The sequence below is a fragment of the Pseudomonas batumici genome (genome assembly GCF_000820515.1).
GTDB classification, from domain to species: domain Bacteria; phylum Pseudomonadota; class Gammaproteobacteria; order Pseudomonadales; family Pseudomonadaceae; genus Aquipseudomonas; species Aquipseudomonas batumici.
Genome location: NZ_JXDG01000040.1, coordinates 55,182 through 80,638, shown reverse-complemented (window position 1 = coordinate 80,638; position 25,457 = coordinate 55,182). Strand labels below are relative to the sequence as shown.

General features: G+C 58.0%; 20 protein-coding genes and 1 pseudogene. 10 read left to right on the top strand and 11 right to left on the bottom strand.

What is annotated here, in order from left to right; translation table 11 throughout:
- Positions 1-189 precede the first annotated feature (189 nt).
- Positions 190-1,287, top strand: a complete 1,098-nt coding sequence (nspC, locus tag UCMB321_RS15455; RefSeq protein WP_040068289.1) for a carboxynorspermidine decarboxylase — start codon at positions 190-192, stop codon at positions 1,285-1,287.
- A 27-nt stretch (positions 1,288-1,314) separates the two neighbouring features.
- Positions 1,315-2,550 carry a saccharopine dehydrogenase family protein gene (locus tag UCMB321_RS15450; protein WP_040068286.1) on the top strand — a complete coding sequence of 412 codons (1,236 nt, stop codon included), beginning with the start codon at positions 1,315-1,317 and terminating at the stop codon, positions 2,548-2,550.
- Between the two features lie 201 nt (positions 2,551-2,751).
- Here UCMB321_RS15450 and UCMB321_RS15445 read toward each other — a convergent pair whose 3' ends face one another.
- From UCMB321_RS15445 to UCMB321_RS15420, 6 genes are all read right to left on the bottom strand, one after another.
- Positions 2,752-3,744 carry a LacI family DNA-binding transcriptional regulator gene (locus UCMB321_RS15445; RefSeq protein ID WP_040068284.1) on the bottom strand — a complete coding sequence of 331 codons (993 nt, stop codon included), beginning with the start codon at positions 3,742-3,744 and terminating at the stop codon, positions 2,752-2,754.
- A 75-nt stretch (positions 3,745-3,819) separates the two neighbouring features.
- Positions 3,820-5,328 (bottom strand): glycoside hydrolase family 32 protein, encoded by a 1,509-nt coding sequence (locus UCMB321_RS15440; RefSeq protein WP_167337444.1) that lies wholly within the window; start codon positions 5,326-5,328, stop codon positions 3,820-3,822.
- Positions 5,325-6,470 (bottom strand): ABC transporter ATP-binding protein, encoded by a 1,146-nt coding sequence (locus UCMB321_RS15435; RefSeq protein WP_040068280.1) that lies wholly within the window; start codon positions 6,468-6,470, stop codon positions 5,325-5,327. The genes UCMB321_RS15440 and UCMB321_RS15435 overlap by 4 nt, the downstream gene beginning before the upstream one ends.
- A 27-nt stretch (positions 6,471-6,497) precedes the next feature.
- The gene (locus UCMB321_RS15430) at positions 6,498-7,340 is read right to left on the bottom strand and encodes a carbohydrate ABC transporter permease (protein WP_040068279.1); all 843 of its coding nucleotides are present in this window, start codon (positions 7,338-7,340) and stop codon (positions 6,498-6,500) included.
- Positions 7,337-8,299: a carbohydrate ABC transporter permease gene (locus UCMB321_RS15425; RefSeq protein WP_040068277.1), complete on the bottom strand. Its 963-nt coding sequence runs from the start codon at positions 8,297-8,299 to the stop codon at positions 7,337-7,339. The genes UCMB321_RS15430 and UCMB321_RS15425 overlap by 4 nt, the downstream gene beginning before the upstream one ends.
- Before the next feature lie 21 nt (positions 8,300-8,320).
- Entirely contained in the window at positions 8,321-9,595 is a 1,275-nt protein-coding gene (locus UCMB321_RS15420; protein ID WP_040068275.1) for an ABC transporter substrate-binding protein, read from the bottom strand.
- A 165-nt stretch (positions 9,596-9,760) separates the two neighbouring features.
- Here UCMB321_RS15420 and UCMB321_RS15415 point away from each other — a divergent pair, with 165 nt between their 5' ends.
- Together UCMB321_RS15415 and UCMB321_RS31450 are read left to right on the top strand one after the other, a co-directional pair.
- Positions 9,761-11,326, top strand: coding sequence for a carbohydrate porin (locus UCMB321_RS15415; RefSeq protein WP_040068273.1), 1,566 nt, complete (start codon positions 9,761-9,763; stop codon positions 11,324-11,326).
- A 122-nt stretch (positions 11,327-11,448) separates the two neighbouring features.
- Positions 11,449-11,563, top strand: a pseudogene (locus UCMB321_RS31450) (carbohydrate kinase); the annotation flags it as partial.
- Between the two features lie 94 nt (positions 11,564-11,657).
- Here the strand turns inward: UCMB321_RS31450 and UCMB321_RS31445 are convergent.
- Positions 11,658-11,972 (bottom strand): LysR substrate-binding domain-containing protein, encoded by a 315-nt coding sequence (locus tag UCMB321_RS31445; protein ID WP_245220808.1) that lies wholly within the window; start codon positions 11,970-11,972, stop codon positions 11,658-11,660.
- Between UCMB321_RS31445 and UCMB321_RS31440 the strand changes: the two genes are divergently transcribed.
- The 6 genes from UCMB321_RS31440 to UCMB321_RS15380 all read left to right on the top strand — a co-directional run bounded on the left by UCMB321_RS31440 (position 11,949) and on the right by UCMB321_RS15380 (position 18,816).
- A complete protein-coding gene (locus tag UCMB321_RS31440; protein ID WP_245220807.1) occupies positions 11,949-12,683 on the top strand; it encodes a DMT family transporter in 735 nt (244 codons plus the stop codon). The genes UCMB321_RS31445 and UCMB321_RS31440 overlap by 24 nt on opposite strands.
- Positions 12,684-13,247: 564 nt before the next feature.
- Positions 13,248-13,634 (top strand): ectoine synthase, encoded by a 387-nt coding sequence (locus tag UCMB321_RS30110; RefSeq protein ID WP_084615053.1) that lies wholly within the window; start codon positions 13,248-13,250, stop codon positions 13,632-13,634.
- Between the two features lie 110 nt (positions 13,635-13,744).
- Entirely contained in the window at positions 13,745-15,031 is a 1,287-nt protein-coding gene (locus UCMB321_RS15395) for an MFS transporter (RefSeq protein WP_084615051.1), read from the top strand.
- Complete coding sequence (locus UCMB321_RS31235) at positions 15,028-16,563, top strand: class I adenylate-forming enzyme family protein (protein ID WP_040068269.1); 1,536 nt, start codon at positions 15,028-15,030, stop codon at positions 16,561-16,563. Before UCMB321_RS15395 ends, UCMB321_RS31235 begins: the two co-directional genes overlap by 4 nt.
- 48 nt (positions 16,564-16,611) lie before the next feature.
- The gene (locus UCMB321_RS31230) at positions 16,612-17,604 is read left to right on the top strand and encodes a hypothetical protein (protein ID WP_040068266.1); all 993 of its coding nucleotides are present in this window, start codon (positions 16,612-16,614) and stop codon (positions 17,602-17,604) included.
- 165 nt (positions 17,605-17,769) lie between these two features.
- A complete protein-coding gene (locus UCMB321_RS15380) occupies positions 17,770-18,816 on the top strand; it encodes an acyl-CoA dehydrogenase family protein (RefSeq protein WP_167337443.1) in 1,047 nt (348 codons plus the stop codon).
- Positions 18,817-18,918: 102 nt separating this feature from the next.
- Here UCMB321_RS15380 and UCMB321_RS15375 read toward each other — a convergent pair whose 3' ends face one another.
- The 4 genes from UCMB321_RS15375 to UCMB321_RS15360 all read right to left on the bottom strand — a co-directional run bounded on the left by UCMB321_RS15375 (position 18,919) and on the right by UCMB321_RS15360 (position 25,450).
- The gene (locus UCMB321_RS15375; RefSeq protein ID WP_040068264.1) at positions 18,919-20,319 is read right to left on the bottom strand and encodes an alkaline phosphatase family protein; all 1,401 of its coding nucleotides are present in this window, start codon (positions 20,317-20,319) and stop codon (positions 18,919-18,921) included.
- A gap of 60 nt (positions 20,320-20,379) precedes the next feature.
- A complete protein-coding gene (locus tag UCMB321_RS15370; protein WP_209437181.1) occupies positions 20,380-21,714 on the bottom strand; it encodes a hypothetical protein in 1,335 nt (444 codons plus the stop codon).
- Between the two features lie 150 nt (positions 21,715-21,864).
- Positions 21,865-22,920 carry a hypothetical protein gene (locus UCMB321_RS15365; protein ID WP_040068261.1) on the bottom strand — a complete coding sequence of 352 codons (1,056 nt, stop codon included), beginning with the start codon at positions 22,918-22,920 and terminating at the stop codon, positions 21,865-21,867.
- Between the two features lie 148 nt (positions 22,921-23,068).
- Complete coding sequence (locus UCMB321_RS15360) at positions 23,069-25,450, bottom strand: hypothetical protein (protein WP_040068259.1); 2,382 nt, start codon at positions 25,448-25,450, stop codon at positions 23,069-23,071.
- Between the last annotated feature and the right edge of the window lie 7 nt (positions 25,451-25,457).

The window sequence follows — 25,457 nt, the reverse complement described above, 5'->3', positions numbered from 1 at the left end:
CACCACACCCATCGCTACCAAACGATAGGGTGGTGGCTGTACGCAGGGAGTTCTCTTGCAGGTCGCCGAAATAACCGGCCTCTCCAGTGCAGGATGACTTCACGAACTGCGCTTTCTGCTCTTTCGATATGCAGTCAGTGAAGGCACAATGCGCATCCTTTTTTGACTGGCCTTGCCGGAGGCCTCGAAATGATCAAGACACCGTACTACCTCATCGACAAACAAAAGCTGCTGGCGAACATGCAGAAGATCGCCTACGTGCGCGAGCAGTCCGGGGCCAAGGCCCTGCTGGCACTCAAGTGCTTCGCCACCTGGTCGGTGTTCGACCTGATGCAGCAATACATGGACGGCACCACGTCGTCGTCGCTCTACGAGCTCAAGCTCGGTCGACAGAAGTTCGCCGGCGAGACCCACGCCTACAGCGTGGCCTGGGCCGACGACGAGATCGAGGAGATGCTCGACAACTGCGACAAGATCATCTTCAACTCCATCAGCCAGCTGCAGCGCTACACCGAGGCATCAGCCGGCAAGGTGCGCGGCCTGCGGGTCAATCCGCAAGTGAGCAGCTCGGATTACCTGCTGGCCGACCCGGCGCGCCCGTTCAGCCGCCTGGGCGAGTGGGACCCGGCCAAGATCGAGCAGGTCATCGAGCAGATCTCTGGCTTCATGTTCCACAACAACTGCGAGAACAGCGACTTCGGCTTGTTCGACCAGATGCTGTGCGCCATTGAAGAGCGCTTTGGCCATCTGCTGCACAAGGTCGAGTGGGTCAGCCTCGGCGGCGGCATCCATTTCACCGGTGAAGGCTACGCGCTGGACGCATTCTGCGCTCGCCTCAAGGCCTTCTCGCAAAAATACGGCGTGCAGGTCTACCTGGAACCGGGCGAAGCGGCCATCACTCAGAGCGCGTCGCTGGAAGTCACCGTGCTCGACACCCTCTACAATGGAAAGCACCTGGCAGTCGTGGACAGCTCCATCGAGGCGCACATGCTCGATCTGTTGATCTATCGTCTGAACGCCAAGCTGGCGCCCAGCGAGGGCGAACACACCTACATGGTGTGCGGCAAATCCTGCCTGGCCGGAGATATTTTCGGCGAGTATCAATTTGATCGCCCGCTGGCCATCGGCGATCGGCTGTCGTTCGTCGACGCAGCGGGTTACACCATGGTCAAGAAGAACTGGTTCAACGGGCTGAAAATGCCGTCCATCGTAGTGAAACAACTCGACGGTAGTGTCGAGGTGGTTCGTGAGTTTGGTTACAACGATTACATGTCCAGCCTTTCGTAAGCTGGCAGAGAAGGAGAAATAGAAAAATTGAAGAAGAACGTACTTATCATTGGTGCAGGAGGTGTCGCCAAGGTGGTGGCCCACAAGTGCGCGCAGCACAACGATGAACTCGGTCGTATTGCTATCGCGTCGCGCAACATCTCCAAATGCCAGGCCATCATCGACAGCGTCAAGGCCAAGGGCAGCCTCAAAGTGCCCGCCGATATCCAGGCCTTCTCGCTGAACGCCCTGGATGTCGAAGCGACCAAGGCGCTGATCCTCGAAACCGAATCGCAGATCGTCATCAACGTCGGTTCCGCCTTCCTCAACATGTCGGTGCTGCGTGCCTGCATCGATACCGGCGCGGCCTATCTGGACACCGCCATTCATGAGGAGCCAGGCAAAATCTGCGAGACGCCGCCCTGGTATGGCAACTACGAGTGGAAGCACCTCGAGGAATGCCAACAGAAGAACATCACCGCCATCCTCGGTGTGGGTTTCGACCCGGGTGTGGTCAACGCCTATGCAGCGTTGGCGCAGCAGCAGTATTTCGACCGCATTGATTCGATCGACATTCTTGATGTCAATGCGGGTTCCCATGGCAAGTATTTCGCCACCAATTTCGACCCGGAAATCAATTTCCGCGAGTTCACCGGACAGGTGTGGAGCTGGCAGAACAGCCAGTGGACCAGCAACACGATGTTCGAAGTCAAACGCACCGACGACCTGCCAGTGGTCGGGGCGCAGAACCTGTACCTGACCGGCCACGATGAAGTGCACTCGCTGTCGAAGAATCTCGACGTGCCCAATGTGCGTTTCTGGATGAGCTTTGGCGAGCACTACATCAATGTGTTCACGGTACTCAGGAACCTCGGCCTGCTCTCCGAGCAACCGGTCAAGACCGCCGAAGGCCTGGAAGTGGTGCCGCTGAAAGTGGTCAAGGCCGTGCTCCCTGATCCAAGCTCGCTGGCGCCCGGCTATACCGGCAAGACCTGCATTGGCGATCTGGTCAAGGGCACCAAGGATGGCCAGCCACGCGAAGTGTTCATCTACAACGTGGCGGACCACGAGCAAGCCTACGCCGAAACCGACAGCCAGGGTATTTCCTATACCGCGGGCGTACCACCGGTGGCGGCCGCCCTGCTGGTCGCGCGTGGAGAGTGGGACGTGGAGCGCATGGCCAACGTCGAGGAGTTGCCGGCTGAGCCGTTCCTCAAGGCACTGGATGTAATGGGTCTGCCGACCCGCATCAAGGACGAGAATGGAGACCGTCCCTGGAACTGAAATGCCTGAGGCCTCCACACCAGGTGTGAGTCTCGTTTCTCGTTCCGTGCACAAGAACGCCGCTCTTTGAGCGGCGTTTTGATTGGTGTAGTTTGTTTGGCGGGTGATTCTTGATCAAAATACAACAGAAAATGCCAGCCCCCTGTCGTGCCACCGGTGGCTGGATTATGGATCGCGGTTTTCCCCGAATTAACTAATCCTTTATATCGATGCCCTGGCAACCAATGGACAATCAACTGGCTGGGCTCCTGATACGTCTAGGGCTCCGATCAGGTGCCGGGCAGCCCTGCGACCGATCTCGTAGTACGGCAGTTGTACCGTTGTCAGCGGTGGGATGAACAGTTCAGCGATACCGATCATATTGTCATAGCCGAGCACGGCGACATCATTGGGAATTTTCAGCCCGCGGCCCAGCAACACCTGATAGGCACAAAAAGCAATACGGTCGTTGCCACAGATCAGAATGTCGAATTGGGGACGACTATCAATGATGTGCCGGTCGAGGATGGCTGCGGTTTCACCATAGGCGTCATGGTCGGAAAGGTCATATTGCAGGAGTGGGTCAGGCAACAGCCCGAATGCCTGACAGGCACGCTGCATGCCTCTTTGTCGCAGACCCCAGGCCAGGCTCTGCTTTGGAAGATTGATAAACAGAGGGCGCCGATAGCCTTGACTTAATGCGTGATGTACGGCTCGATATTGCCCCATTTCGTCGTCGGGCACATAACTAACCAGGCGACTGTCATCCGCCAGGCAATTGGCGAGGACCAGGGGAGTGCTCTTCAATCGCTCGGGAATGCACACCTGGCGCAACCCCATGGCGCTGAAGATCAACCCGTCGGGACGGTGCGATAACATCAGGTCGATGTTTTGGTCGGTGGGCGGGTTGCTTAACAGGTTGAGGATAAATACATTCCAGCCTGCTTGCTGCGCGGTCTGTTCGATGGACAGCAGCAGCTCGACGGCGAACGGTGTTGTCGCGGTGTCCAACGCGAACACACCGATGGTTCGAGTCTGAAGGTTGTCGCCGCGAATCCTTCGCGCCGATAGGCTCGGCACGAATTGCAATTCGTCAATGGCGCGACGCACCCGTTGATAGGTTTCGGGGCTCAATTTTTCCGGATTGTTGAGCGCTCGAGAAACCGTCATCAGGGATACGCCGGCTAGCTGTGCAACGTCTTTCACTGAAGTCATGCGAGGTGAAACCGGTCAGGTTGATGCAGAATCATGACACATGGACTGCGCTTCTCGCGACTCGAATGACGCGGTTCATAGCCATCCCGAGGCGAGTGGCCATGCCCTGGGAATGGAGACACGCCCACCACTTCCGCTTGCAAGGAGCTTCACACCCAGACTACTGGGCTGTGGGTAGAGGCGGCTGCTTAGGCTGAAGCGCCCGTTTTCGTCGAACACCTCAATGGACGAGCGATCAAGGAACACACGCAGTGCCAGCCGCTCTTGTGTTGGGTCTATCGACACGCTGCGCTGACCTGTGGCTTGCGCATCCGCACCCGAGCGGCTACGGTCAAGCACCAGACGCTGCAGCGACGCATCGTAGTAGAGCAGGGTTTCTTCATGGCCATCGTCGCTGCAGCGCAAGGCGATTCCCAGGTGGCCGTCGGTGCAGCCTAGCAAATCCAGATGCACATGGATTTCGAGCATATCGCCTTTCACTTCCGGCACCCACCGGGTTCCTGACCCCTCCCACCAGGGCGTGTCCGGCAATGGCGCCTTGCGTAGAGCGGTGAGCTCCCGTGCCGGATACACGCAAAGGCGATCTGCGCGCAGTTCAAGTTCGCGCGGCAAACTGAGCATGCCGCACCAGTGATGGGCGTTGCTCGGCATCGGGCTTTCCCACATGTCCAGCCACGCCCATACAAGGCGCCGACCATCGGCGGCCAGTTGTGTTTGCGCCGCATAGAAATCGTGACCGTTATCCAGTTCGATAAAAGGCCCTCCATTGAAGCGCCATTCGCTGTCCCGTCGGCCCACTCGATAACCGGTCTGGTACTTGTTGAGCCGTTCGTAACCTTGAGGCTGCATGCCCTGAGGGGAGTAAAGCAGTACATCCTGCCCATTCAGCCGAAACAGATCCGGGCACTCCCACATATAGCCATCGCCCTCGTTGCCGCTGGACACATAGGCAAGGAACTCCCAGTCGTGCAGGTCCGTGGAGCGGTACAGCGGCAGCAGTGGCACGTCGCCCAGGCGTGCGCCGGCAATCAGGTACCAGCCGTCATCCTCCCTCCATACTTTGGGGTCACGAAAGTGCATGATGGTGTCTTGCGGCGCGGTCTCGATGACTGCGCCATGCTTGGTGAAATGGATGCCGTCGATACTGGTGGCCAGGCACTGCACTTGACGGATCGAGCATTCGTCACCCACTTCTCCCAGCCAGGTGTGTCCGGTGTAGATCAGCGCCAAGGTATCGCCACACACCACCGCGCTACCGGAAAAACAACCGTCACGGTCGAAGTCATCACCGGGTGCCAGCGCAATGGGCAGATGCTGCCAATGAACCAGATCGGCACTCTTGGCATGCCCCCAATACATCGGCCCCCATTTCGCCTCGAAGGGGTAATGTTGATAGAAAACGTGATATTCGCCACGAAAGTACACCACTCCGTTAGGGTCGTTCATCCAGCCCGCCGGGGGAGCAATATGATAACCGGGTCGATAATCGTGGATGACGCGAGACAGGCCGTCACTCAGTGCACGCTGCGCAAGCTCAAGGGTAGCGGACATTGGGTCGCTCATGGAATTCAAGGACAAGGTCATAGGGCGCCTGCTCGTACCGAGCGCAGAGAGACTCCATCTGGCAGGGTTTCAATGGTTTGTGGGGGGCGCCTCAAGGCCGTGCCGTCGGCATCGAACAAGTGCAGATTACCGATGTCCAGCTGCAGCTCGACCCAATCGCCGACCTGCCATCCGGCGTTGACCGCACAACGACAGACCAGTGGATCGTCCTGCCCGATATCGAGGTGCACATAGGTTTCGCTGCCCAGGTATTCGACGCCGGTCACGATGACGCCAACGGTTCCATCCGCCGCTTTGAGCGATACATGCTCCGGGCGAACCCCGAGGCTTAGTAGAGTGTCCACTGCCAGGTTTGAGCTGTCGAAGGGCAGGGAGGTCATACCCAAAACCGGGGTATCGACCAGGCTGGTTTCGCCTGGGGCATGCAGGCGCGCCGCCAGAAAGTTCATTCTGGGCGAGCCCAGAAAACCGGCGACAAAGCGGCTGGCCGGGTGCTCATAGAGTTCGCGCGGTGAGCCGACCTGTTCCACGCGACCGCCATTGAGCACGACAATTTTGTCGGCCAGGGTCATCGCTTCCACCTGATCGTGAGTGACGTAGATCATGGTCGAGCCCAGTCGGGCATGCAGCCGGGCGATTTCGTTGCGCATCTGCACCCGCAAGGATGCATCCAGGTTGGAGAGCGGCTCATCGAACAACAAAATGTCCGGCTCCCGCGCCATGGCTCTGCCCATGGCCACACGCTGACGCTGCCCTCCAGACAGTTCTTTTGGCTTGCGTTGCAGCAGTTTGTCCAATTGCAGTATTTGCGCAGTTTTCAGTACCCGCTCGCGCAAGCTGATCTTTTCAGTCTTGGCCAGTTTGAGACCAAAACTGATGTTGTCGTAGACGCTCATGTGCGGGTACAGCGCATAAGACTGAAACACCATGCCGACGCCACGCTCGCGCGGCTCCAGGTCGTTGACCCGCCGCCCGTCGATCAGCAGGTCGCCGGCGCAGATCGAATCCAGTCCGGCGATCAATCGCAGCAGAGTCGACTTTCCGCAGCCCGAAGGGCCAACGAACACCACGAATTCACCTGCAGCGATCTCCAAGCTGACGTCGCGAAGAATCCGCGCGCCGCCCAATTGTTTGTTCACGTTGCCTAGCTTCAATTTGATCACGATGCTGTTCCTTGTATTTGTTGGGCATCAACCCTTTAACGCGCCGACAGTGAGACCGGAAACGATTCGGCGCTGGAATATCAGCACCAGAATCACCAGTGGGACGGTGACCAGCACCGATGCGGCCATCAACATCCCCCAAGGCAGCTCATGAGGACTCCCGCCGGAAATCAAGGCGATGGCGACCGGCACCGTGCGTTGCGTGTCTGTGAGGGTGAAGGTCAGGGCAAATAGGAACTCGTTCCACGCTGCGATAAAGGCCAATAAGCCAGTGGTGACCAGTGCGGGCCAGAGCAGCGGCAACAGCACACGGGTAAGTGTGACCCAGGGCGAAGCGCCATCCATGATTGCCGCTTCTTCCAGTTCATGGGGCAGTTGCCCCATGAACGTGGTCAGCACCCAGACGGTGAAGGGCAGGGTGAAAATCGTGTAGCTCAGGATCAACGCCCAAGACGTGTTGTACAGACCCAAGGCGCGGATCACTTCGAACAGCCCCGACAGTACAGCGACCTGGGGAAACATTGAGACGCCAAGAACCATCATCAATACCGTGCCACGCCCACGGAACTTCACCCTGCCCAAGGCATAGGCGGCGGTCAGGCTGAGAAACAGCGCCAGCGTCACCACGCAAAGCGCAACCACCAGCGAGTTACCGATAGCTCTCAGGAATGAGGATTGGTGGAGTACCGCCGCGTAATTGGAGAAGTCGGGACTGTCGATCCAATAGCTCACCTCGAACAAGGCGCTGGATGGCTTCAGCGAAGTCACGATGGCGTAGTAGAAAGGGAAGACCGCATACAGCAGCAAAATCCCGATCAGACACCAGAACCCGAGGCGCAACAGCGCCTTTTTGAGTAGACGCTGGTTCATGAGCGAACCTCCAGTTGGCGGCGTCCGAGGTAGAGATAAAGCATGGCGATCACCGCCACGACCAGAAACAGCAGAGTTGAGGCAGCGCTGCCGTAGCCAACGTCCTGGAACTCCACCAGGTGCTGGCGGGCATAGACCGACATACTCATGGTGCTCGAAGAGTTCGAGGTCAGCACATAGATAACGTCGAATACCCGCAGGGAATCGAGGATGCGAAAGATCGCCGCCACCAGCAATGCAGGCATCAACAGTGGAAGCGTGACACGCCAGAACACCTTCAGCGGATGAATGCCATCGACCCTGGCGGCTTCGTAGCAATCGCTCGGCAACATCTGCAAGGCAGCCAGCATCAGCAGCGTGACAAAAGGTACGGTCTTCCAGACGTCGACGATGATGACCGCCCACATCGACAGATCCGCCTCTGCCGTCCAGGCCAGAGGAGCGTCAATCAGGCCGAGGCTCAGCATCAGATGGTTGATGATGCCGAACTGGTCGTTAAGCATCCATGACCAGATCTTCGCTGAGACAATGGTAGGAATCGCCCAAGGAATTAGAATCAACGCACGCACCAGGGAGCGGCCTGTGAACTTGATGTTCAGCAACAACGCCACCAGCAGCCCCAAGACGACCTCCAGTCCCACCGACACCACGGTGAAATGCAACGTGTTGCGCACCGCGTTCCACCACTGTGGATCGACCAGGATGCCCGACCAGTTGGAACCGTTGTGGAATAGATAATTGCTCAAGCCTACGAAGGATCCGCCACTGGTGTCCGCCAGGTTGGCGTCGGTCAGGCTGAGCCAGAATGTCCGCAGCAGCGGCCAGGCCGCCACCAGGGCCAGACACAACAACATCGGTGTCAGAAACAGCCAGGCGGCGCGTACTCGACGACGCTGTATAGGCGTTTCTCTGGTGAGCAGGCGCTCGTCACAGGGGGCATGTGTAGTAGAAACAGACATGGTGATTTCCTTCCTTGTGGCTTACCAGTTCCGGCGTTTGATGCGGGTGAGTTCACTTTCCAGTTCAGCCAGCGCCTGATCGACAGGCAACTCACCTGCCAGCACGGCATGCACTCGATCGAAGAACGCATTGGAGACCCGTGGATAGCGATCGGCGGCTATCGATGCGGGGCGCATGACCCCATCGTTGAGAATGCTATGGAGTTGGCTGTAATAAGGCATTGCCGTGAGCAGTTCGGGATCTTGATACAGCGACTCGATAACCGGGTTATAGGCGCCTATCAGAGCACGATGTTTTTGCTGTTGGGCACTGGTCAGGTAGCTCACCAGCTCTGCGGCAAGTTTTGGATGGGCGCTGTAACGCGAGACCGCCAGGCCCCACCCACCGAGGGTGGATGCATGGTTGCCGGTCTTGCCACCCCGGGGCAGGGGAGCGACCCCTACTTTGTCTTTTACGGCACTGTCCCGGCCCTGCACCAGGGCCCAGGCATAAGGCCAGTTACGCATGAACAGCGCATTTCCCGACTGGAATACGCCACGTCCTTCTTCCTCGGTGTAATTCAGTACACCACGTGGGGAGATATCTCCCACCCAGCTTTTCGCCAGGGTCAAAGCAGCTCTTGAGGCCTGGCTGTTAACCACGATGTCTCCTTGTGGATTGATCAGCCCACCTTCCGGTTGGCTGCTGATCCACTCCAGCGCATTACACGTCAGGCCCTCGTAGGCGCGTCCCTGAAATATATAACCCCACACATTGGAGTTGCCGGCGTTGCGTTCGGCCTGTTGAACATCCCTGGCGGTCGCGGTCATTTCCTCCCACGTCTGGGGAACCGGCTTGTTGTACTTTTCGAGCAAGTCCTTGCGGTAATACAGCAGACCCGAGTCGGTGAACCACGGCATCGTCACCAGCCGTCCGTTTACCGTGGCGTTATCGACCTGCGCCTGGAAATAGCCTTGGGTAGCGTTGGCTGGAAGCACCTCGCGCAGATCCATCAGATGTTTGGCCAGCATCCCCGGCCACACCATATCGATTTGAATGATGTCGATGTCGGTGGACTGCGCACTGAGGATCTGTTGGTAGAACGACAGCCTCTCGGTCGCCGAGTTAGGCGTGGAAACCACCTCGACATTGTTGCCGGTCTGTTTCGACCACGCCTCGACAGCCTCCTTGCAGAGTTGTAACTCTGCACCCACCGCACCGCACGAGATCGTCAAATCGGCTGCGCTCGAGACGGATGGAAGTCCGGCACAGAGGGTGAGTAGCGCTGCTGGAAGGAGAGTTTTTAGTCGTTTCATAAAGCCCTCTTTATTTTTGTTTTTAGAAAAGTTAACGTTACCATCGCCAATGTAGCAGCGTATTCGGGATCTGGCACCCTTTTTTCGTCGACTCGGACAATTCACGACTCACGGAAAAAGGCTGGCCACCCGAGCAAAACAATAAAAACAAGACAGGAAATTCAAATGCAGAAAGCATCAAGCTGGCTACTCGCAGGCGTGCTCAGCACATCGGTGGCAATCGCTCAGGCCGATACTTTGGAAGAACGCATGAGTGCGTTTGAAGCTCGTGCAAGCGCAGCGGAAAAGCGTGCGGCTGCAGCCGAGCTGCAAACCCAGGCGCTCGCGAGGGAGTTGCAGCAAATCAGACTCACCAATCCCGCCTTGCAGCCCGCGGCGCCCACAGCGGCAGCCATTCCGACGCCTACTTTGGATGCTCGAGTGGAAAAACTAGAAGCCCGTCAGCAGAGCATGGAAAAGCAGGGCGGTACTGAACACCTCACTGACGGATTCAGCTTCAAAGGCTACGCCCGCTCCGGATTGCTGATTGACGAAGGGCTTGGTGGCGGTCGTGGAGGGCCTTATATAACCCCGGCCGGTTCAGTGGGTGGTGCCGTTGGGCGACTCGGTAACGAAGACGACACCTACGTGCGCATGGACCTGTCGAAAGAAATTTATGCGCAAAACGGTACCCGTTCCAAATTCACGGTCTCCATCGCCGACGGTGTGGAGACTGCCAATGACTGGACGGCCAACGAAAGCAAGCTGAACGTGCGTCAGGTATTTACAGAGCTCGACCATCTCGCCGCGTTCAAGGGCAACTCAGTGTTCGAGAACTCCACCCTGTGGGCAGGTAAGCGATTTGATCGAGATAACTTCGACATCCACTGGCTGGACTCGGACGTCGTCTTTCTGGCCGGCACCGGGGGTGGAATCTACGATGTGCAGATGAACAAGGATTGGCGCTCGAATTACTCCCTGATTGGGCGTACCTATGGGGATTTCAGTAAAGGCGGTATTGATGCAAATGTACAAAGCTACATTCTGACCTCCAACCAGTTCTTCGATGAGGGTCAGTGGCAGTGGATGTTCAATGCCATCGGCTCAAAGAAAAACGATTTCGGTACCCGCACCAACCAAGCGGGGTTGACGCCGGCAGACTCCGGTTTACACAGCATGCTGGCTAATCACCAGAAAAACTTTTTCGGCAGGGAAGGCTTCTTCAAAACGGCGCTGCTCTATGGGCAAGGTCTGGGGGCGGAGGTCAAGAATATTGGCTCGGATGGCGAGCTGATCAGCGATGCCCGCGCTCTGCGTCTGGCGCTTTACGGCGAGACACCCGTTGCGCCAGGCTGGCGCATAGGCCCCAGCTTGCTGGCCGAACAAAGCAAGAATAGATACGTCAAGGGTGACGACTACCGCTGGCTGACCCTGAACATGCGTTTGGCCAACGAAATCAACAGCAATTTCGAGATGGCCTACGAAGTGAGCTGGCAAACCATGAACCTCGACCCCAAAGGCTATCTACAACGTAATGCGGTCAACGGTAACTTCTGGAAATTTACTGTCGCCCCGACATTCAAGCCTGACGTTGGAGATCTTCTCACGCGCCCCGAATTGCGAGTGTTTGCAAGTTTCATGAATTGGTCTTCCGATCTGGACAGATACAGTACCTCAGGCTCCTTCGGCAAGACGGACTTCAACGCCGGAGGTGTATGGCAATACGGTATACAAATGGAAACCTGGTTTTAATATTTGAACGCGTCGGCCAACACGCCTTCAGCACGCCTGTCGGCTGTTGTTGCAAACAGTGATGTCGGTCGAAGCTGATCAGCCAGCAGTTATCCCTACGACAAAAAAATGAGGAAATGACGATGGAATTGCCTTGCGCAGTAGTGTTTGGCGAAGCACTGACCGACCTTGTCCAAAGCACTCCTAGACATTGGAAGGGCTACCCACGTTGCACGAGCGTTAAGTCGCTTGGGTGTTAAAGTCGAAGCGCAATACATCTCCCAATCCTGATCCCTCGTCGCCCCCGCCATCCAATCTGCTGGTGACAGGTCTGTAGCAGGGCGGCATCCCGTTAGGCAGGCCCCAATCTTTTCGCGCACCAATCCCATGCCGCATCCGCGGCCTTTCTCGGCGACGATGATCGCTTGCGGACGAGGAAATAGTCGGGCTCGATGAGGGCGGTCGTATTCGTCACCTGCACCAGCCGGCCGGCCTTCAGGTCGGCCGCCACGAAAGCCCGGCATGCCAGAGCGACGCCCTGGCCGGCCAGGGCGGCGTCCAGCGCCAGTGTCGTTTGGTTGAACACCGCTCCCGAGAGCTCGCCGCCGGATGACAGGAACTTCGGCCAGTGGTCATGGGCATCATGCACAAGCGCCAGCGTACGCAACTGCACTTCGCGGTGATGTCGGTGCTGGCGACCACCCTCTATTACTACGGGTTCGTGGCTGGGACAGCCTTGCTTCCCACCAGTGTCGCCGGCCTGTTGAGCGGTTCGATCCCGATCTTCACTTTCCTCTGTGCGCTGCTGTTCCTGCGTGAAGAACGCCCGACCCGCCGCATGGCGGCGGGTATCGCCCTGGGCTTTGCGGGAATCGTCCTGAGTGCGCGCCCGTGGGAGGGGGCGAACGGTGTACCGCTGCTCGGGGTGATCTGGATGATGGTCGGGACGCTGAGCCTTGGCGCTTCCTTCGTCTATGCTCGACGCTACCTTTCGCCGCTGAACCTTGCGCCGCTGGCCCTGGCCACGTGGCAGGCAGGGCTTGCAGTGCTGACCCTGCTGATCCTGACTGATTTCCACGGCATCACGGCGATTTCGGCGGATCTTCATGCCACGCTCGGCGCGATCATCGGGTTGGGCATGCTCGGCACGGGTGGGGCGTTCCTGATCTACTACTACATCATCCAGAAGCTCGGCCCGGTGCGGGCATCCGGCGCGACCTATATCGCCCCTGTCGTGGCTGTCATCATCGGTGCGGTGGTGGGGGAGCCAGTCACGGGCATCGAGCTGCTGGCACTGGCCCTGATTCTTGGCGGGGTGGTGCTGGTCCAGACCGGGCAGCGCAAGGTCACAGCGCCCAGCGTGAAGTTGGCCCGGTGATGGGTGTGAAGCGGCGTTGGTAACGCTGCTGTCGCTTCAATATCCTGATGAGACAGTGAGTCGTGTTGTCGTGCAATGCTCGTTGAGCCCATTCACTCTTTGCTTGATCGAGTGTGGTCGCGAGTAGATAAATGCGCTCATCCGGTATGTAAATTATTTTGCTGTCGCCAGGATTGAATCGAGTCTGAAAAAAGCCATTGACACTCATAAAATGTTACAAGTAGGATTCTGATTCTTCAGGAGCGACTATTGGGTCAGGGAATGACTAGTCCGCCGTAATGGCATGCGTGCTATAAGCACGTTCTTCGACATGGCTCCTGCATTTTGCTTGGAGAGCATCCCTGTTATCTGGTTGTGTTTGCCTCTGAGCGAGGCAGCATGGTTCATTTTGTCTTGCGAAAGATAGCGCTACCTCGGCAGTGAAATGTGCGTTTGGCGATCAGCTGATTTTTTGTGGTGTGTTGGGTTGTCTGGGCCTTACCTAGTTGACGCTAACCGATGCAGCCGCTCTGTTTGCCTCGTACTTTTGAGGTGGGAAATTCATATATTCACAAGGAACTGAATATGTTTGTTCGTAGCATCTCCGATGTTGAAAAAACCGATTTTTTCGTCGAGTGGGGCTCAGGAACCAGCCATCGCTTGCTGACAGAGCGGGACGGAGTCGGTTTTACTATCTGCCATACCGTGGTTCGAGCCGGTACCGAGTCGCTGCTTCATTATCGCAATCATCTTGAGGCCTGTTATTGCATTGGCGGCGAGGGCGAAATCGAAGATATGGAGGGCACCGTCCATACAATCCGTCCAGGAGATATGTATGTACTGGACAAACATGATTGTCACTATCTGCGCGGCGGAAAGTTCACGGACCTTATCCTGGTCAGCGTTTTCAATCCCCCTCTTGTCGGTACCGAGCGCCACGCTATTAACAACCAGAGTGCCTCTTCGTATTGAATTACGCAATGGGCTGCCTGTTTGACGAAGCCAGTTGTTTCGAACCAACGAGTAACAAGACGATATGGGTTTCTTTCGGACCAGTTGAATGACTGTGCGGAGTTGATGATATGAAATTGTTCAGGCCATTGCTCCATCGGCCCGTAGCGTTGCTGTGGGGAGGGTTGGCACTATCCTCCATTGGTGACGAGCTCTTCGCGATTGCCATCGCCTGGATGGCAGTACAGATCGCCGGTAGCGATGCGAGCTGGCTCAGTGCGTTGCGCGGTGGGGCGGCGCTGGCAGGGGCGCTGCTGGGGGGAATCTGGGCCGAGCGCTGGGACCATCGGCGCACGATGATCGGTGCCGACCTGGTGCGGGCCGGACTCGCCTTGATTCCGATGCTGGCCTGGGCGCTGGGCATCATGAGCCTGTGGATGCTGGCGGTGCCGGTCATGCTCATGATGATCGTCAACTCCCTGTTCGAACCGGCCTTGCGTGCCAGCCTGCCACGGATTGTCGCGGCGCCGGACCAGTTGCAGGCGGTCAATGCACTGTTTGACGCGATCATCCGGGTGGCTCGGGTGATTGGGCCGATGCTGGCGGCGGCCATTACTCTGCTGATTCCGCTTGAGCATCTGTTTACCCTCAATAGCCTGACATTCCTGGTCTCGGCCTGGGCGGTGATGAAGCTGAGCAAGGCATTGCCTCGTCAACCGATCAAGCTGACTAGCCGGCGCGCCGCCTTCACCGCCGGTTGGCGCAGCCTGGTCGGCCGCCGACGGATGCAGGCGGTCTATGTGTGTGCCGGGTTGGGCAACGTCGCCTGGAGCCTGGGTATTTCGATCGGCATGGCACTGGCGGTGGTCAAGTACGACATCCAGGGCTTCGGTGTCCATGGATTTGCTGCCTATGGTCTGATCATGGGCGCCTATGGTTGCGGCAACCTGATCTCTATTTTTGTCGTCGGCAACCTGACTCTCCGTCGCCTGTATGGTGGTTTTACGTTCGGCTCCGTGGTCAACGGCCTGGGTATTGCGACCATCGGTGCGGCGGTGATGTGCCTGCCGGCAGAGTACGTCCTGGCCGGCATGATGTTCGGTGCCGGTCTGGCCGCGCTCGGCGGGCCGCTGATCGACATTTCGTTCATCCTGCTCATTCAAACCACTTTCAGGCAAAGCGAAATCGCCGGGTTGGCCAGACTGCGCTTTGCCGCGCTGGGCGCCTCTATTCTCATTGCCGGGGCCTGCGGCGCGGCACTCTATGCCCGGTTCGAAACCGGTATGGTCATTGTCGGTAGCGGGATTTTTGAAGTTATCGTCGGTGCGATTGTATTGCTCGTTCCCAAGGGCAACGAAGCCGTCTACACGAGTACGGGCGAGGCGCCTCTGATGGATGGCAACGAGGTAACCCAATGAGACCTTTTCATGAATATGTGAAAAACCACGCCCAGCATACGCCGGATAAGGCCGCACTGATCGTCGCCGGGCAGCAGCTCACCTATGCTGAGCTGGACGAGCTGGCCGATGCAGCGGCCCAGCACCTGCTGGCAACGGGGATGGTGGTGGGGGACCGAATCGCTCTGCATGCTCCTACCTCCCTTGAAACCATTGCCTGCGCGCTCGGGGTGATGAAGGCCGGATTCGTGCTGGTCCTGATGCATTACGGCATTGGTACCGAGAAACTCATCCATCAGCTCAATGATATCAAGGCAAAGACCTTGATCGTGCCGGCAGGTGCAAACCTCGATGAACTGACGGGGAAGGTCGATGTACAGTTCGTCCTGCACATGGGCGAGCGATTCTGCCCGGGCCAGTGGCGCACCACCGAATTCGATGGCGTGCGTGAGGTCTTTGCGCTGTGCGATGGGGCGCTGAACAGTGCAGAGGTTTGCACCATTTTCCATACGAGCGGATCGACGAAGGACGCCAGGGGTGTCGCGGTCAGCAACCGGAACATGCTGGCGGCCTACGATGCGGTATCCAGCTATCTAGGTAGCTTCGAGGACTCGGTCGTACTGAATTTCTCACCCCTGCATTTCGATTATGGCTTCTACAACATCATGATGCCTTTGCTCGGAGGCGGGCGTTCGGTGACCGAGAGTGCGCTGCCTGAACGACCCGAGCAGATGCTTGAGCTGATTCGGCAGTATGGCATCACTGCTATGCATATCCTGCCGCCCGCTGTTCACTTCCTGTTACAGGCTGAACCGGACGCGTTTCAAGGCGAAACACTCAAGTCCCTGAAATACATCGCCAGCAGCGGGCAAGCGCTGCCAGTCAAGCATATACGTCAATTACGAGCGTCCCTTCCACATGTTGCTGTTTACTCCATGTATGGCCTGACCGAGTGCAAGCGAGTCGCGTATCTGCCGCCGGAGCAGCTCGATCAGCGTCCCGGTTCGGTTGGCAAGCCGATTCCCGGGGTCAGGGCGTTCCTGGTTGATGAAGACCTGCAACGGATCACCCAACCTGATCGGGTAGGCGAACTGGTGGTTGCTGGCGATCTGGTGATGCTCGGTTATTGGAACAAACCGGAGCTCACCCGGCGTGTGCTCAGAAACGATCTGTTCGGCGAGGCGCGGGTCTATTTCACCGGTGACCTGTTCAGAATGGACAGCGAGCAGTACCTGTATTTCGTCGGCCGCAAGGACAACGTCTTCACCCGGCGCACGTTTCAGGTCAATCCCAGGGAAATCGAGCAGGTCATTCTCTCGCACGCCGCAGTCAGCGAGGCCGTCGTGATCCCCCTGTCGGATGAGGTGGCCGGACACGTCCCCAAGGCCTGCGTAGTCCTGAAAAAAGGCTGTGAGTTGTCGGCTGACGCGCTTGTCCAGTACTGCGCTGCGCAGTTGGATTGGTACATGGTCCCCGCCATCGTGAGTTTTTATGCGGCGTTGCCGCGCAACCTCAATGGCAAGACAGCGGCGAATCTACTGACGGCCGACTAATGGCTGCAGCGCTCACTGAACATTCAATGTGTAAACGGAATTACAGAAATGATCACCGATTCGAATCCTGACTTTGTCGATTCTGCGATGAACCAACTGGCCGACTATTTTGATGACCTGGCCAGAGGCAAGGTCCAGGTGCCCAGGCAGCCTGTGACAACGAGAATACGCGAACAGATTCAGGATCAGGAGGTGCTGGCCTACCATGACCTATTGGTGGCGCAGACCGGCCCGCTTTTTGCGCATTTTCTGGCCAGTGTGCCGGGTATTCTGGAAGAGCTTTCCCATGTCGGGGTGACGCTTGCCCGCTACACCCATGAGCGGCGTAAGCAGGACGATCGCGCTTTCACCTTGTGGGAGATTGATGCGTTTGATGGGAGTAGCGGCAGGGCGTTGGCAAAATACGCCAAGGGGGCAATTCGGACACTGACCAACTCGCCGAACAAGGCAAACCAGATCCATTTCGACGCCCATGCCGACAAGGAACTTTGCGCCTTCCACTCAGGGTCGTTTCTTCAGGTGAGCCGCGAGATCGTGGCGCAGGCATTGGATTCGCAGGGGCTGTTTCGTGGGGTTGACTATCTCTATGAGATGGCGGCTTTCCAGTTCTATGGACGAAACAGGGACGAGCATCTGAGAGGTGTTTCGAGTTTTCTGCGCGAGGATGGCCTCGCATTCTTCCTGGAGAAGCTCAATCAGCCGGAGATTGACGAATACCATCGGCGGGAACGGGTAAAGGATGAACAGCACAAGTCTCATTACTTTTCCGAGGAGGAAATAGCCTGGAAAAAGAATGCCATGTTGTCGCAGATGAAGAACGGCCAGATCCTTTTTTCCGATTTCGTCGAAGCGGCTTCCCGCTATTTTTCTCATGTCTATCTCATCTGGAATGGCACCAACTTCTATGAGTTTGTTGCTTCCAACAACGAGAGAAGCATCACCCAATTCATCGAGCTACTTGGCCAGCCCATTATCCCCAACGGCTTCTGCTTCGAGCATCCGGTTGTCAGGGTGCTCTCACAGCCCGCGGCTGGTTGTTAGGAGACGATATTGATGGATTGGATGACAGCGTTACCCCAGGGGCATCATGAAACCTGTGATCGAGCGAGAGCGCTCCTCGGGCGGTGGCGAGCACTGGCTGCCGAAACTGAGCGGGCACGCTGTATTTCGCAGCAGACCGTGGACGACTTGCTTGTCGGGGGGCTTATGCAACTGGTCGTGCCAAGACGTTATGGTGGCCTGCAAAGCGATTGGCCGACCCTGGTTGAAGCCTCCCGAATTGCCGCGCGGGCTTGTCCGTCGACCGGTTGGATGATTGGCCTTGTGGGCAGCCATGCAGCGATTGTCGGACGTCTTCCTTCCTTATGCCAGGACACGGTCTTTGCCGATGGGCCGGGGCAAATCATTGCCACTGCGTCCGTGTCCAAAGGTGTTTCGATCCTGAAGGTCGACGGTGGTTTTCGTCTCAGCGGGACTTGGTGTTTCAGTTCGGGGATCGATCATGCCCATTGGGTGGTGTTGTCTGGCAAGGATCCTCGAGATGCATCGCTTGGCCAAACGCTGTTATTTACGCTGCGAAGAGAGCGGGTTCAGGTCGAGGATGTCTGGCACGTCGCTGGAATGTGCGGTACCGGATCAAAAGATCTGCGATTGGATAATGTCTTTGTGTCAGACGCGTGGGTGGTTTTGCAGTCCGAGTGTTTCGGGTCCGCACCGGTTGGCGCTGGGCATAATCCGGGCGGCTATCTGTTTGATGTGGAGTTCATTCCGTATCTGGGCAGCCTGCATATCGGCCCCGTCCTTGGTTGCGCGGAAGGAGCCTACGACGATTGCGTTGCAGCGCTGCGAAATCGCGAGGTCACTAAGGAAAATGCTGCATCAAAGACTCGGCCGATACGATTGGAGCAGCTTGCGGAGTGTGCGGCGCAACTGAGCTGTGCCAGGCACCTTTACCACTCCATTGCATTTCTACTCCACAGCGCAGGTGTCGCGGGCAGGTCGCTGTCTCTGCAAGAGCTGGTCACACTCAAGCGCGATCGTGCCTATCTGGTTCGACTGTGCGTGCAGGCCGTTCAACAGCTTGTGTGGCAACTAGGGACAGGGGGGATTTTTGATGCGAGTCCGGTGCAACGCCACTGGCGGGACCTTCAAGTGATGGCCTCCCATATGGATGTGAATTGGGACAGTGCCATGCTCGCTTATGGCGATTTTGCGATGGATCATCACCCATGTGATCCGGCTAAGGCGGAGTAGCTCAGGTCCACCTCTCGGCCCTGTCGCTTTTTGGGGCGACGGGGTCATGCCGAGAATTTGAGTCCATCTGCACTCGCGGGGGCGAAGGCTTTCGCACGGAGCCTAAGAATGTGCGTGAGTGATCCTTCTTGTGAAGAAATCAACGGCATGTTGCCGAGTACTCATCGTCTGCAGTGTCGCTGCCGGGTCGAGTCCGAAGCGTCTTGCGGAACCTGTGACCAGGCTTTTTTGAAGATCATTGAGCGCCGCAGTCAGCGACGGCTGCGCGAAGGTGGTGGCGGTCGGCGCCGATATGGAGGGTAAATCGGCACGAGCTGTACTCAGGGTGAGCAACTGGTTGAGCGTCGGCGCCGCCGCAATCCGCTTGCTGGTGAGCATGTTCTTCGCCGGGATGCCGACCCAGTCCCGCAAGGTGGCCAGAATACTGGTGTGATCGTAGGGTGCACTCGAGGTGTCCGACCTGAAGACGGTGCCAGCCTGGATGTAGGGTGAAATCACCACTGTTGGCACCCGTACGCCAAAACGCCTGAAGTCGAAGCCGTTACCCTCCGCAGAACGGGCCTGGTCAGGTGGAACGGCATTGAATGGCGGGGTGACGTGATCGAAACAACCGCCGTGCTCGTCGTAGGTGATGACCAGCAAGGTCTGGTTCCAGCCCGGCGAGGTACTGACAGCCTTCCAGATTGAATACAGGAAGGCTTCGCCCGCTTGAACATCATGAGGGGGATGCTGGTCGTTAGGGTCGGATAGAAAGCTGGGCTCGATAAACGAATAGCGGGGCAACGAGTGGGTTTGACACGCATCCAGGAAAGCGGAAAAGCCCCTGAAGTGGGGATTGAGCACCGGGTCCCATAATTTAGGGAACATCGTCCGGGTCAGGGAGGGGGTCAGGATGGTGTCGCTGTAAACGCTCCAACTGCAGCCAATCGATTCCAGGACGTTGAATATGGTCGGCACATTCCAGGCGAATGGGTCGGGAGGCGTGCCGTTGTCGACATGGCCATTGGAAGTGCCGGCGTGAACAAAAGCACGGTTAGGCCACGTCTGGCTGGGTACGGAGGCGAACCACGCATCGGACACCGCATAGGCGCGGGCCAATTGCGCCAACACAGGCAACTGCGCCGGGCTGTAACACTGCATGATCTGATCGGGGTTGGGTGTTTCCGTGGTGGCGTAATTGTCCACGAAACCCATGGGAGGCGTGTTGTCAGGGCTTACGGGACCGTCTCTGAACAGCTGGTAGGTGACGTTGGCAAAGGTTTCCTGCGGATCGGGATCTGGAATCTGAAAGCCGCTGGCATTCGGCGTCACCGCAATATGACGCGCGGGGGTGGCGTCCGAGCGAGGGTTGAACATGCCGGGGCGCAGGCCGTCAAACTGAGGGGCACTGGTCGTCGGCAAGACATGCGACGGCGGGCTGTCACTCGGATAGAGCCAGCCCAGCATCGTATCCAGTGAGCGGTTTTCCAGCATGACAACGACGACATGTTCAATCTGATTCATGGTGTTCACCTCCAGTGACCAACCACCTGTCTTGCGAAGTCGCGATCCGACGCCACCCCTTTACAGCCCGATATCGGGCGGCGTTATCCGTGCCAGCATCGCCGTGTACTCTTCGGCCGCAATTTGACGAAATTTCATTTTGGTAACGGCCTGGCGCTGGGCGTCATCTTCGCTGGGGAAGAGGCGGGCGGCAGCGTTTTCGACGATCAGATCGGGTGTCTCGATCAACGGAAACCCGGGGGAATCCATGCTTGGCCCGGCGGTGAGCGCCTGCACCAGCAGATAGACGGGGACGACATCCGCCAGTCCCACGGGAAGCAGTCTGGCTGCGTTTTCCCCCAGATGGCGGCGCACGATGGCCTGGGAGCCCAGGCGCAAGGTGAACCTGAAGGGGAATCCGGTACGGATTGAAAGCAATACCGGATCCGCCGTGGCGACCTGCTCGATGGAGCTGATGCCCTCTGCTTCCAGCGTCGCCACCACCGGTAGTGTGACGCCTTCAAGGACCAGTAGCTTATCTGAACTGCCGTCCTGCTTTTCCTGACGGGTGATCTGTGGAAAGCCCATCCTGCGCACGATCTTCATGAGCGAATCCACCGGCAGGGTACCCAAGGCGAAGGCCGTGACGATATGGGCGCCATCTCCCCGGCCAGCATTGGCGATCACCAGGGCGAGGGGGATGGCCAGAAACAACCGTAGGGAATACCAATACACATCGGAAGTGTTCAATGATTTGCGCCGGATACTCAACACCGAGTCGCTGACGACAAACATGAACGCCCCCGCCAGTGAACTCACCACCAGTGAATGGTCAAGATCATAGAGGCAAGCGATTTGAAACGTGGACAAGCAGTTCTGAGTGACATAGTTACAGGCAACTAAAGCGGCCGCTGCATAAACCACCGCCAGGAGAATGATGAACGGCACGGCAAAGGGCACCAATCCATATTGTTCGTGGTATATCCGCGCGAACAAACGTTCGCAGAGTATCGGGTTTTCATCGGCGCAGACTCGCCAACGATCGCCTGGAGCATCCTGACCCAGTTTTCCTTCGTCCTGGAGGGAATGGATGAGACTAGGCGACCAGAAACGTTGCAGATAGGCCGCCAGGGCGCCACCTTTCAAGCTGTTCTGGAATTCGTTGTAGCGGGAAAACCAGCCCAGGCTCAGGAACAGGATGAGCGGAGTGCCGACGATCACCGTGGTGAAGGCTGCGAGTAAGGCCGCCAGCAATAAAACGTTCTCATCGAGTTCGGCCACCACCCGCATGAACCACAGACCTGTCATATTGATCAGCAACAGAGTCCCGGCAAGGATCAGAGCCCGTCCCCGTGGTTTGAAGTGCGACTCTTTGAACAGCTGAGTTCGGGTCCTTTTGCCATTGGATTCTTCCATGGAGTTACTCCTCGGTCTCCTCCAGAAGTAAAGCGCGAACCTTCGGGAAGTATCACTACGAATAACACTAGCAACGGAAATTGGATCGTCGAGTCAATCATCAACGTGGGCTAGGTCGTTTTCGAATAGTCCCAATTTCGAACGGGAAACCTATAGCTGTATCCGGCGCAGTCGGCCGGTCAGGGCGGCGATACCATTCTCCGGCGTGGGCAGCGGGCGACCGGGTAACCCCATGCCTTCGCTCACCAGCACCGCACCGGGTATCAGGCACAGGTTGGACGGTGTATCCAGGCCGCGGGCAAGGACAGTGATGTGTGCGGTCTGCAGATTGCAGCTCAACAGGCGGCCACTGAAGCGCGCGAAGCCGCCATGCAGTGGCTCTCCCGCCCAGTCCTGCGGCAGTGGCTGCAACAGCCGGTCGCAGAGTTCCAGCACCAACAGGTTGCCCTCCGGGCACAGTGCCAGGCCAGTGGGCAGTTGCAGGCCGCAAAGCACACTGTCGATCTGCCCGCTGCCAGGCCAGGCCCGTATGACCTGGCCCGCCTTATCGGCAAAGTCGATGCCCTTGCGTGCCGGGGAGCGGTGCAGTTCCCCGGAGAACAGGCTGATCAGCACGGCCTCGGTCGCCGGTTCGTACACCAGGGTCACGGGCACGGCGTCCTGGCCCTGATCCAGGTCGGGCAGTTGGGCCAGGACCCGCTCACCCTGTGCGTCGGTGAACTCCACGAGCTGGTTGGTATCGGGCTTGACCGCCAGCCAACTGCGGCGCGTCGGGTGGTAACACAGCGAATTCAAATTGCCGCGGCTGCTGAAGACCGGCTCGGGCGGGGTGTATTGCAGATCCAGTATCTTCGAGCCCTCGACATAATCCGTCTGGCTGACCAGGTAGCGCCCGTCACCGCAGGCAATGTCCGAAAGGCCCATGATTTCATCCCGCAGCATGCGTGCCTGCAGGTTCATCGAGCGAAATCCCTGCGCGAGGATTTCGGGGGGTAGATAGGCGCCGGGTTGTTGCGGATCGGGTCGCCGCCGGCTGATACGACCGCTGAAGGTCTGTTCCGGCAGACCGGACCCGGCCTCAACCAGCAGCAGGCTGCCATCGGCCTCCACACACAGGCCGCGCGGGTTCAGCAGCCCCTCGGCGATAAGGCTGTTGGGACGCAAGGTTTCGGTAGGCTGGGCGGGGATAGGAATGGCAACAGACATAGGTACTCTCCATGTTCAAACTGGGGTGAGTAATTACGGCTGCATGGCCCGGGCAGCAGGTTCGGCAGCCGCTGAATCGATAATTTGATGCTCCTGTGCAGCACCGGGTGACGAGTTGCCACCCGGCGTCCTGTTGGAGGTGTGTTGTTCAGTTGTCGTAGTCACTCATACTGAGCGGCAGGGGTGGGTAGTTGCGCTTCACCAGGGACTGCGCCCAGAGCTCGAGTACGGCGCGACGGCTTTGCGACATGTCCCGGGTAATCGGCATCGCCAGGGTGCTTTCTTCCTGATACTCCTTGCTGATCAGCACAATCAACTGATCGATGGCGCCCTCGATCCGCTCCAGGGAATTGAGCGGCATGTATTTGCTCATGATTGGGTACAGGTAATAGAAGGGTTGCAGGATGCGGGGGTAGATGAAGCTATCCCAGATCAGGACCCGGGCCTCGATTTTCGTGTAGATCTGGTTCCATTCGTTGACGAAGTCCTCTTGTAGTGTCGGCTCCAGTGGCAGCACCCGCAACGGCGCGAGGAAGTCGGTGTAGGCGTCCGTGTAGCTGAAACTGAAAGGGATCTCGGGCGGTTGATCACCTTCCTGCACGAAGAAGCGCAAGGTCGGGAATCCCGGAGCCTGGCCTTTGACGGTCAGTCGGGCAATGCCGTTGGCGTCGGTGCGAATCTGCGTTACACAATAGTTCACGCTGCCGTGTTGCAGATCCTCCAGTGTGCCTTCCATGAGGATCGGAGCGTTGAAGCTCAGGCACGGGCTCAAGGCGACCGAGGCGGGCGTCGACAGATATTGTTGATAGGTGACGGGGATCGGCACATCGGATGGCGCCTGGGCGTGTACTGCCATGAGCCGGCGACCACTGCCTATGCTGGCCTGGCTGGGGGCTTTGGGAGTATCGACGAATTGCGGCAGGTTGGCGTTGTTGTTCGTGCGGTTCAACGGATAGTCGTAGAACAACGTGAAGTCGGTTTTGTTGCTGAACGCCAGGTAGTAGTTGCTGGTGCTCAGCATGAAGGCGTTGTCATATTCTGCCACCCATAGCACGGTATCGGCCGGGGCTGGCTGACCATCGTATTGCACCATGATCTGCAGTGTCCGGCTGTCGCCGACATCGATGAAACTGGCGCTTTCCACCACTTCGGCGGTCCACATCTGCTGGGTGGCGGCTGGTGTCGCGGTTTCCCCTTGCAGTTCCAGCGATCCGCTTTGCAGCTTTGCCCTGGCACCGGGGCGCAGCGGCAAGTCGAGGATGCCAGAGCGTTTGTCGAAGGCCGCCTGCCGATAGTCGTCGAAGCCAAAACTGGCCAGGGGGCTGAATTGGCCTGCGTCGTTTATCCCGAGCACGTAATTGCCGGCCTGGAATTTTTCCGCCACTGGAATGGCAGCCTCTTTGTCGAGCGGATAGAACGGGAAGGTGGTCGACAGATCCAGCGACAAGGTATCGCTGTGAGGCTGGAGCTGAGTCGAGATCACCCCCAGTTGTATGACTGCTCCCGGGGGCAGGGGCGTGTCGCCAGGTGTGGTTTTGTAAGGATTGATGGCGCCGGCAGGGACCAGGCGCCGGCCCGCCGGTGCGGTGGGGAACTCATCCTCGAACCACAGGCCCAGGGTGCCGGCGGTACGGCTGTAGGCCGGGTTGAAGAAAATATCGGCAGCATTATCCAGGCCTTTTTGATACAGATCCTGCACCTTGGCCTGCATCTCGGGGGCGGTGGAGTGGGTGTTGATGGGGGGGTAGTTGTTGAAAATACCGTTTCTGTCGTAGCAGGTCAGGAAGGTGGAAAACCGGAACATCAGCCCCTTGGCCTTTTGTAGCGCCATCTGCTCCTGGAGGTCTTTGAGCAGTTGCGAGTTGCCGATCACCCATTGCAGGTTCTCTTTGGGAAAGCAGGTCTGCCAGGTGGTGGTGACATAGATCAGGCCCCCCAATGCCCCCCAATTGAAGTTCAGGAAACGATCGAGCATCCGGTATTGGCGATTGAGGGTCAGGCCGCACTCAGCGTCCCCCAGCACCAGCTTGTCGAAGTACAGCGCCGTGAAGGTGTTCTGCCAGGGGCTGACGTCCACGAAGCGGGCGGGGGGGAGATTGTTACTGCCCAGCGGGTTGCCAAGCAGTTGGTAGCGCTTGTCGATCAGCGCATCCTGCTCAACGTAGCCGCCGCCGGGAAGTTCGCCACCAATGATCACCGAGCGAATCTGCTCGTAGTCGACCGTGCCGCAGGCGTTGTCACCGAACAGGTCCCATTCGGCAGGAATCATCGGGTAACTTTTCGGGCCGGCATTGCCCGGTACTTGCAGGGCATAGCCCGGTACGTCGCTCATCGGCAAAGGCGCGATGGCCCAGGGCATCAACGTGCTGGCGGCGTTCTCCGGGTTGATCCCGTATGTTGCGAGAAACCGCCAGTTCATCTGCATCTTGACCGCGTCGTAGAGCGGCAGCACATCATTGTTGTTGGCCGTCGGCGGGTTCCAGAACATATGGCCGTTGAGGTAGATACGGGGGAAGTTCAATACGCTCATGTCATGC

Coding starts and splice junctions, on each gene's coding strand:
- UCMB321_RS15370 (WP_209437181.1), bottom strand. CDS start 21,714: ATGGAAGAATCCAATGGCAAAAGGACCCGAACTCAGCTGTTCAAAGAG.
- UCMB321_RS30110 (WP_084615053.1), top strand. CDS start 13,248: ATGTTTGTTCGTAGCATCTCCGATGTTGAAAAAACCGATTTTTTCGTC.
- UCMB321_RS15430 (WP_040068279.1), bottom strand. CDS start 7,340: ATGAACCAGCGTCTACTCAAAAAGGCGCTGTTGCGCCTCGGGTTCTGG.
- UCMB321_RS15375 (WP_040068264.1), bottom strand. CDS start 20,319: ATGAATCAGATTGAACATGTCGTCGTTGTCATGCTGGAAAACCGCTCA.
- nspC (WP_040068289.1), top strand. CDS start 190: ATGATCAAGACACCGTACTACCTCATCGACAAACAAAAGCTGCTGGCG.
- UCMB321_RS15395 (WP_084615051.1), top strand. CDS start 13,745: ATGAAATTGTTCAGGCCATTGCTCCATCGGCCCGTAGCGTTGCTGTGG.
- UCMB321_RS15425 (WP_040068277.1), bottom strand. CDS start 8,299: ATGTCTGTTTCTACTACACATGCCCCCTGTGACGAGCGCCTGCTCACC.
- UCMB321_RS31230 (WP_040068266.1), top strand. CDS start 16,612: ATGATCACCGATTCGAATCCTGACTTTGTCGATTCTGCGATGAACCAA.
- UCMB321_RS15420 (WP_040068275.1), bottom strand. CDS start 9,595: ATGAAACGACTAAAAACTCTCCTTCCAGCAGCGCTACTCACCCTCTGT.
- UCMB321_RS15360 (WP_040068259.1), bottom strand. CDS start 25,450: ATGAGCGTATTGAACTTCCCCCGTATCTACCTCAACGGCCATATGTTC.
- UCMB321_RS15380 (WP_167337443.1), top strand. CDS start 17,770: ATGCAACTGGTCGTGCCAAGACGTTATGGTGGCCTGCAAAGCGATTGG.
- UCMB321_RS15440 (WP_167337444.1), bottom strand. CDS start 5,328: ATGACCTTGTCCTTGAATTCCATGAGCGACCCAATGTCCGCTACCCTT.
- UCMB321_RS15445 (WP_040068284.1), bottom strand. CDS start 3,744: ATGACTTCAGTGAAAGACGTTGCACAGCTAGCCGGCGTATCCCTGATG.
- UCMB321_RS15365 (WP_040068261.1), bottom strand. CDS start 22,920: ATGTCTGTTGCCATTCCTATCCCCGCCCAGCCTACCGAAACCTTGCGT.
- UCMB321_RS15415 (WP_040068273.1), top strand. CDS start 9,761: ATGCAGAAAGCATCAAGCTGGCTACTCGCAGGCGTGCTCAGCACATCG.
- UCMB321_RS31440 (WP_245220807.1), top strand. CDS start 11,949: ATGCACAAGCGCCAGCGTACGCAACTGCACTTCGCGGTGATGTCGGTG.
- UCMB321_RS31235 (WP_040068269.1), top strand. CDS start 15,028: ATGAGACCTTTTCATGAATATGTGAAAAACCACGCCCAGCATACGCCG.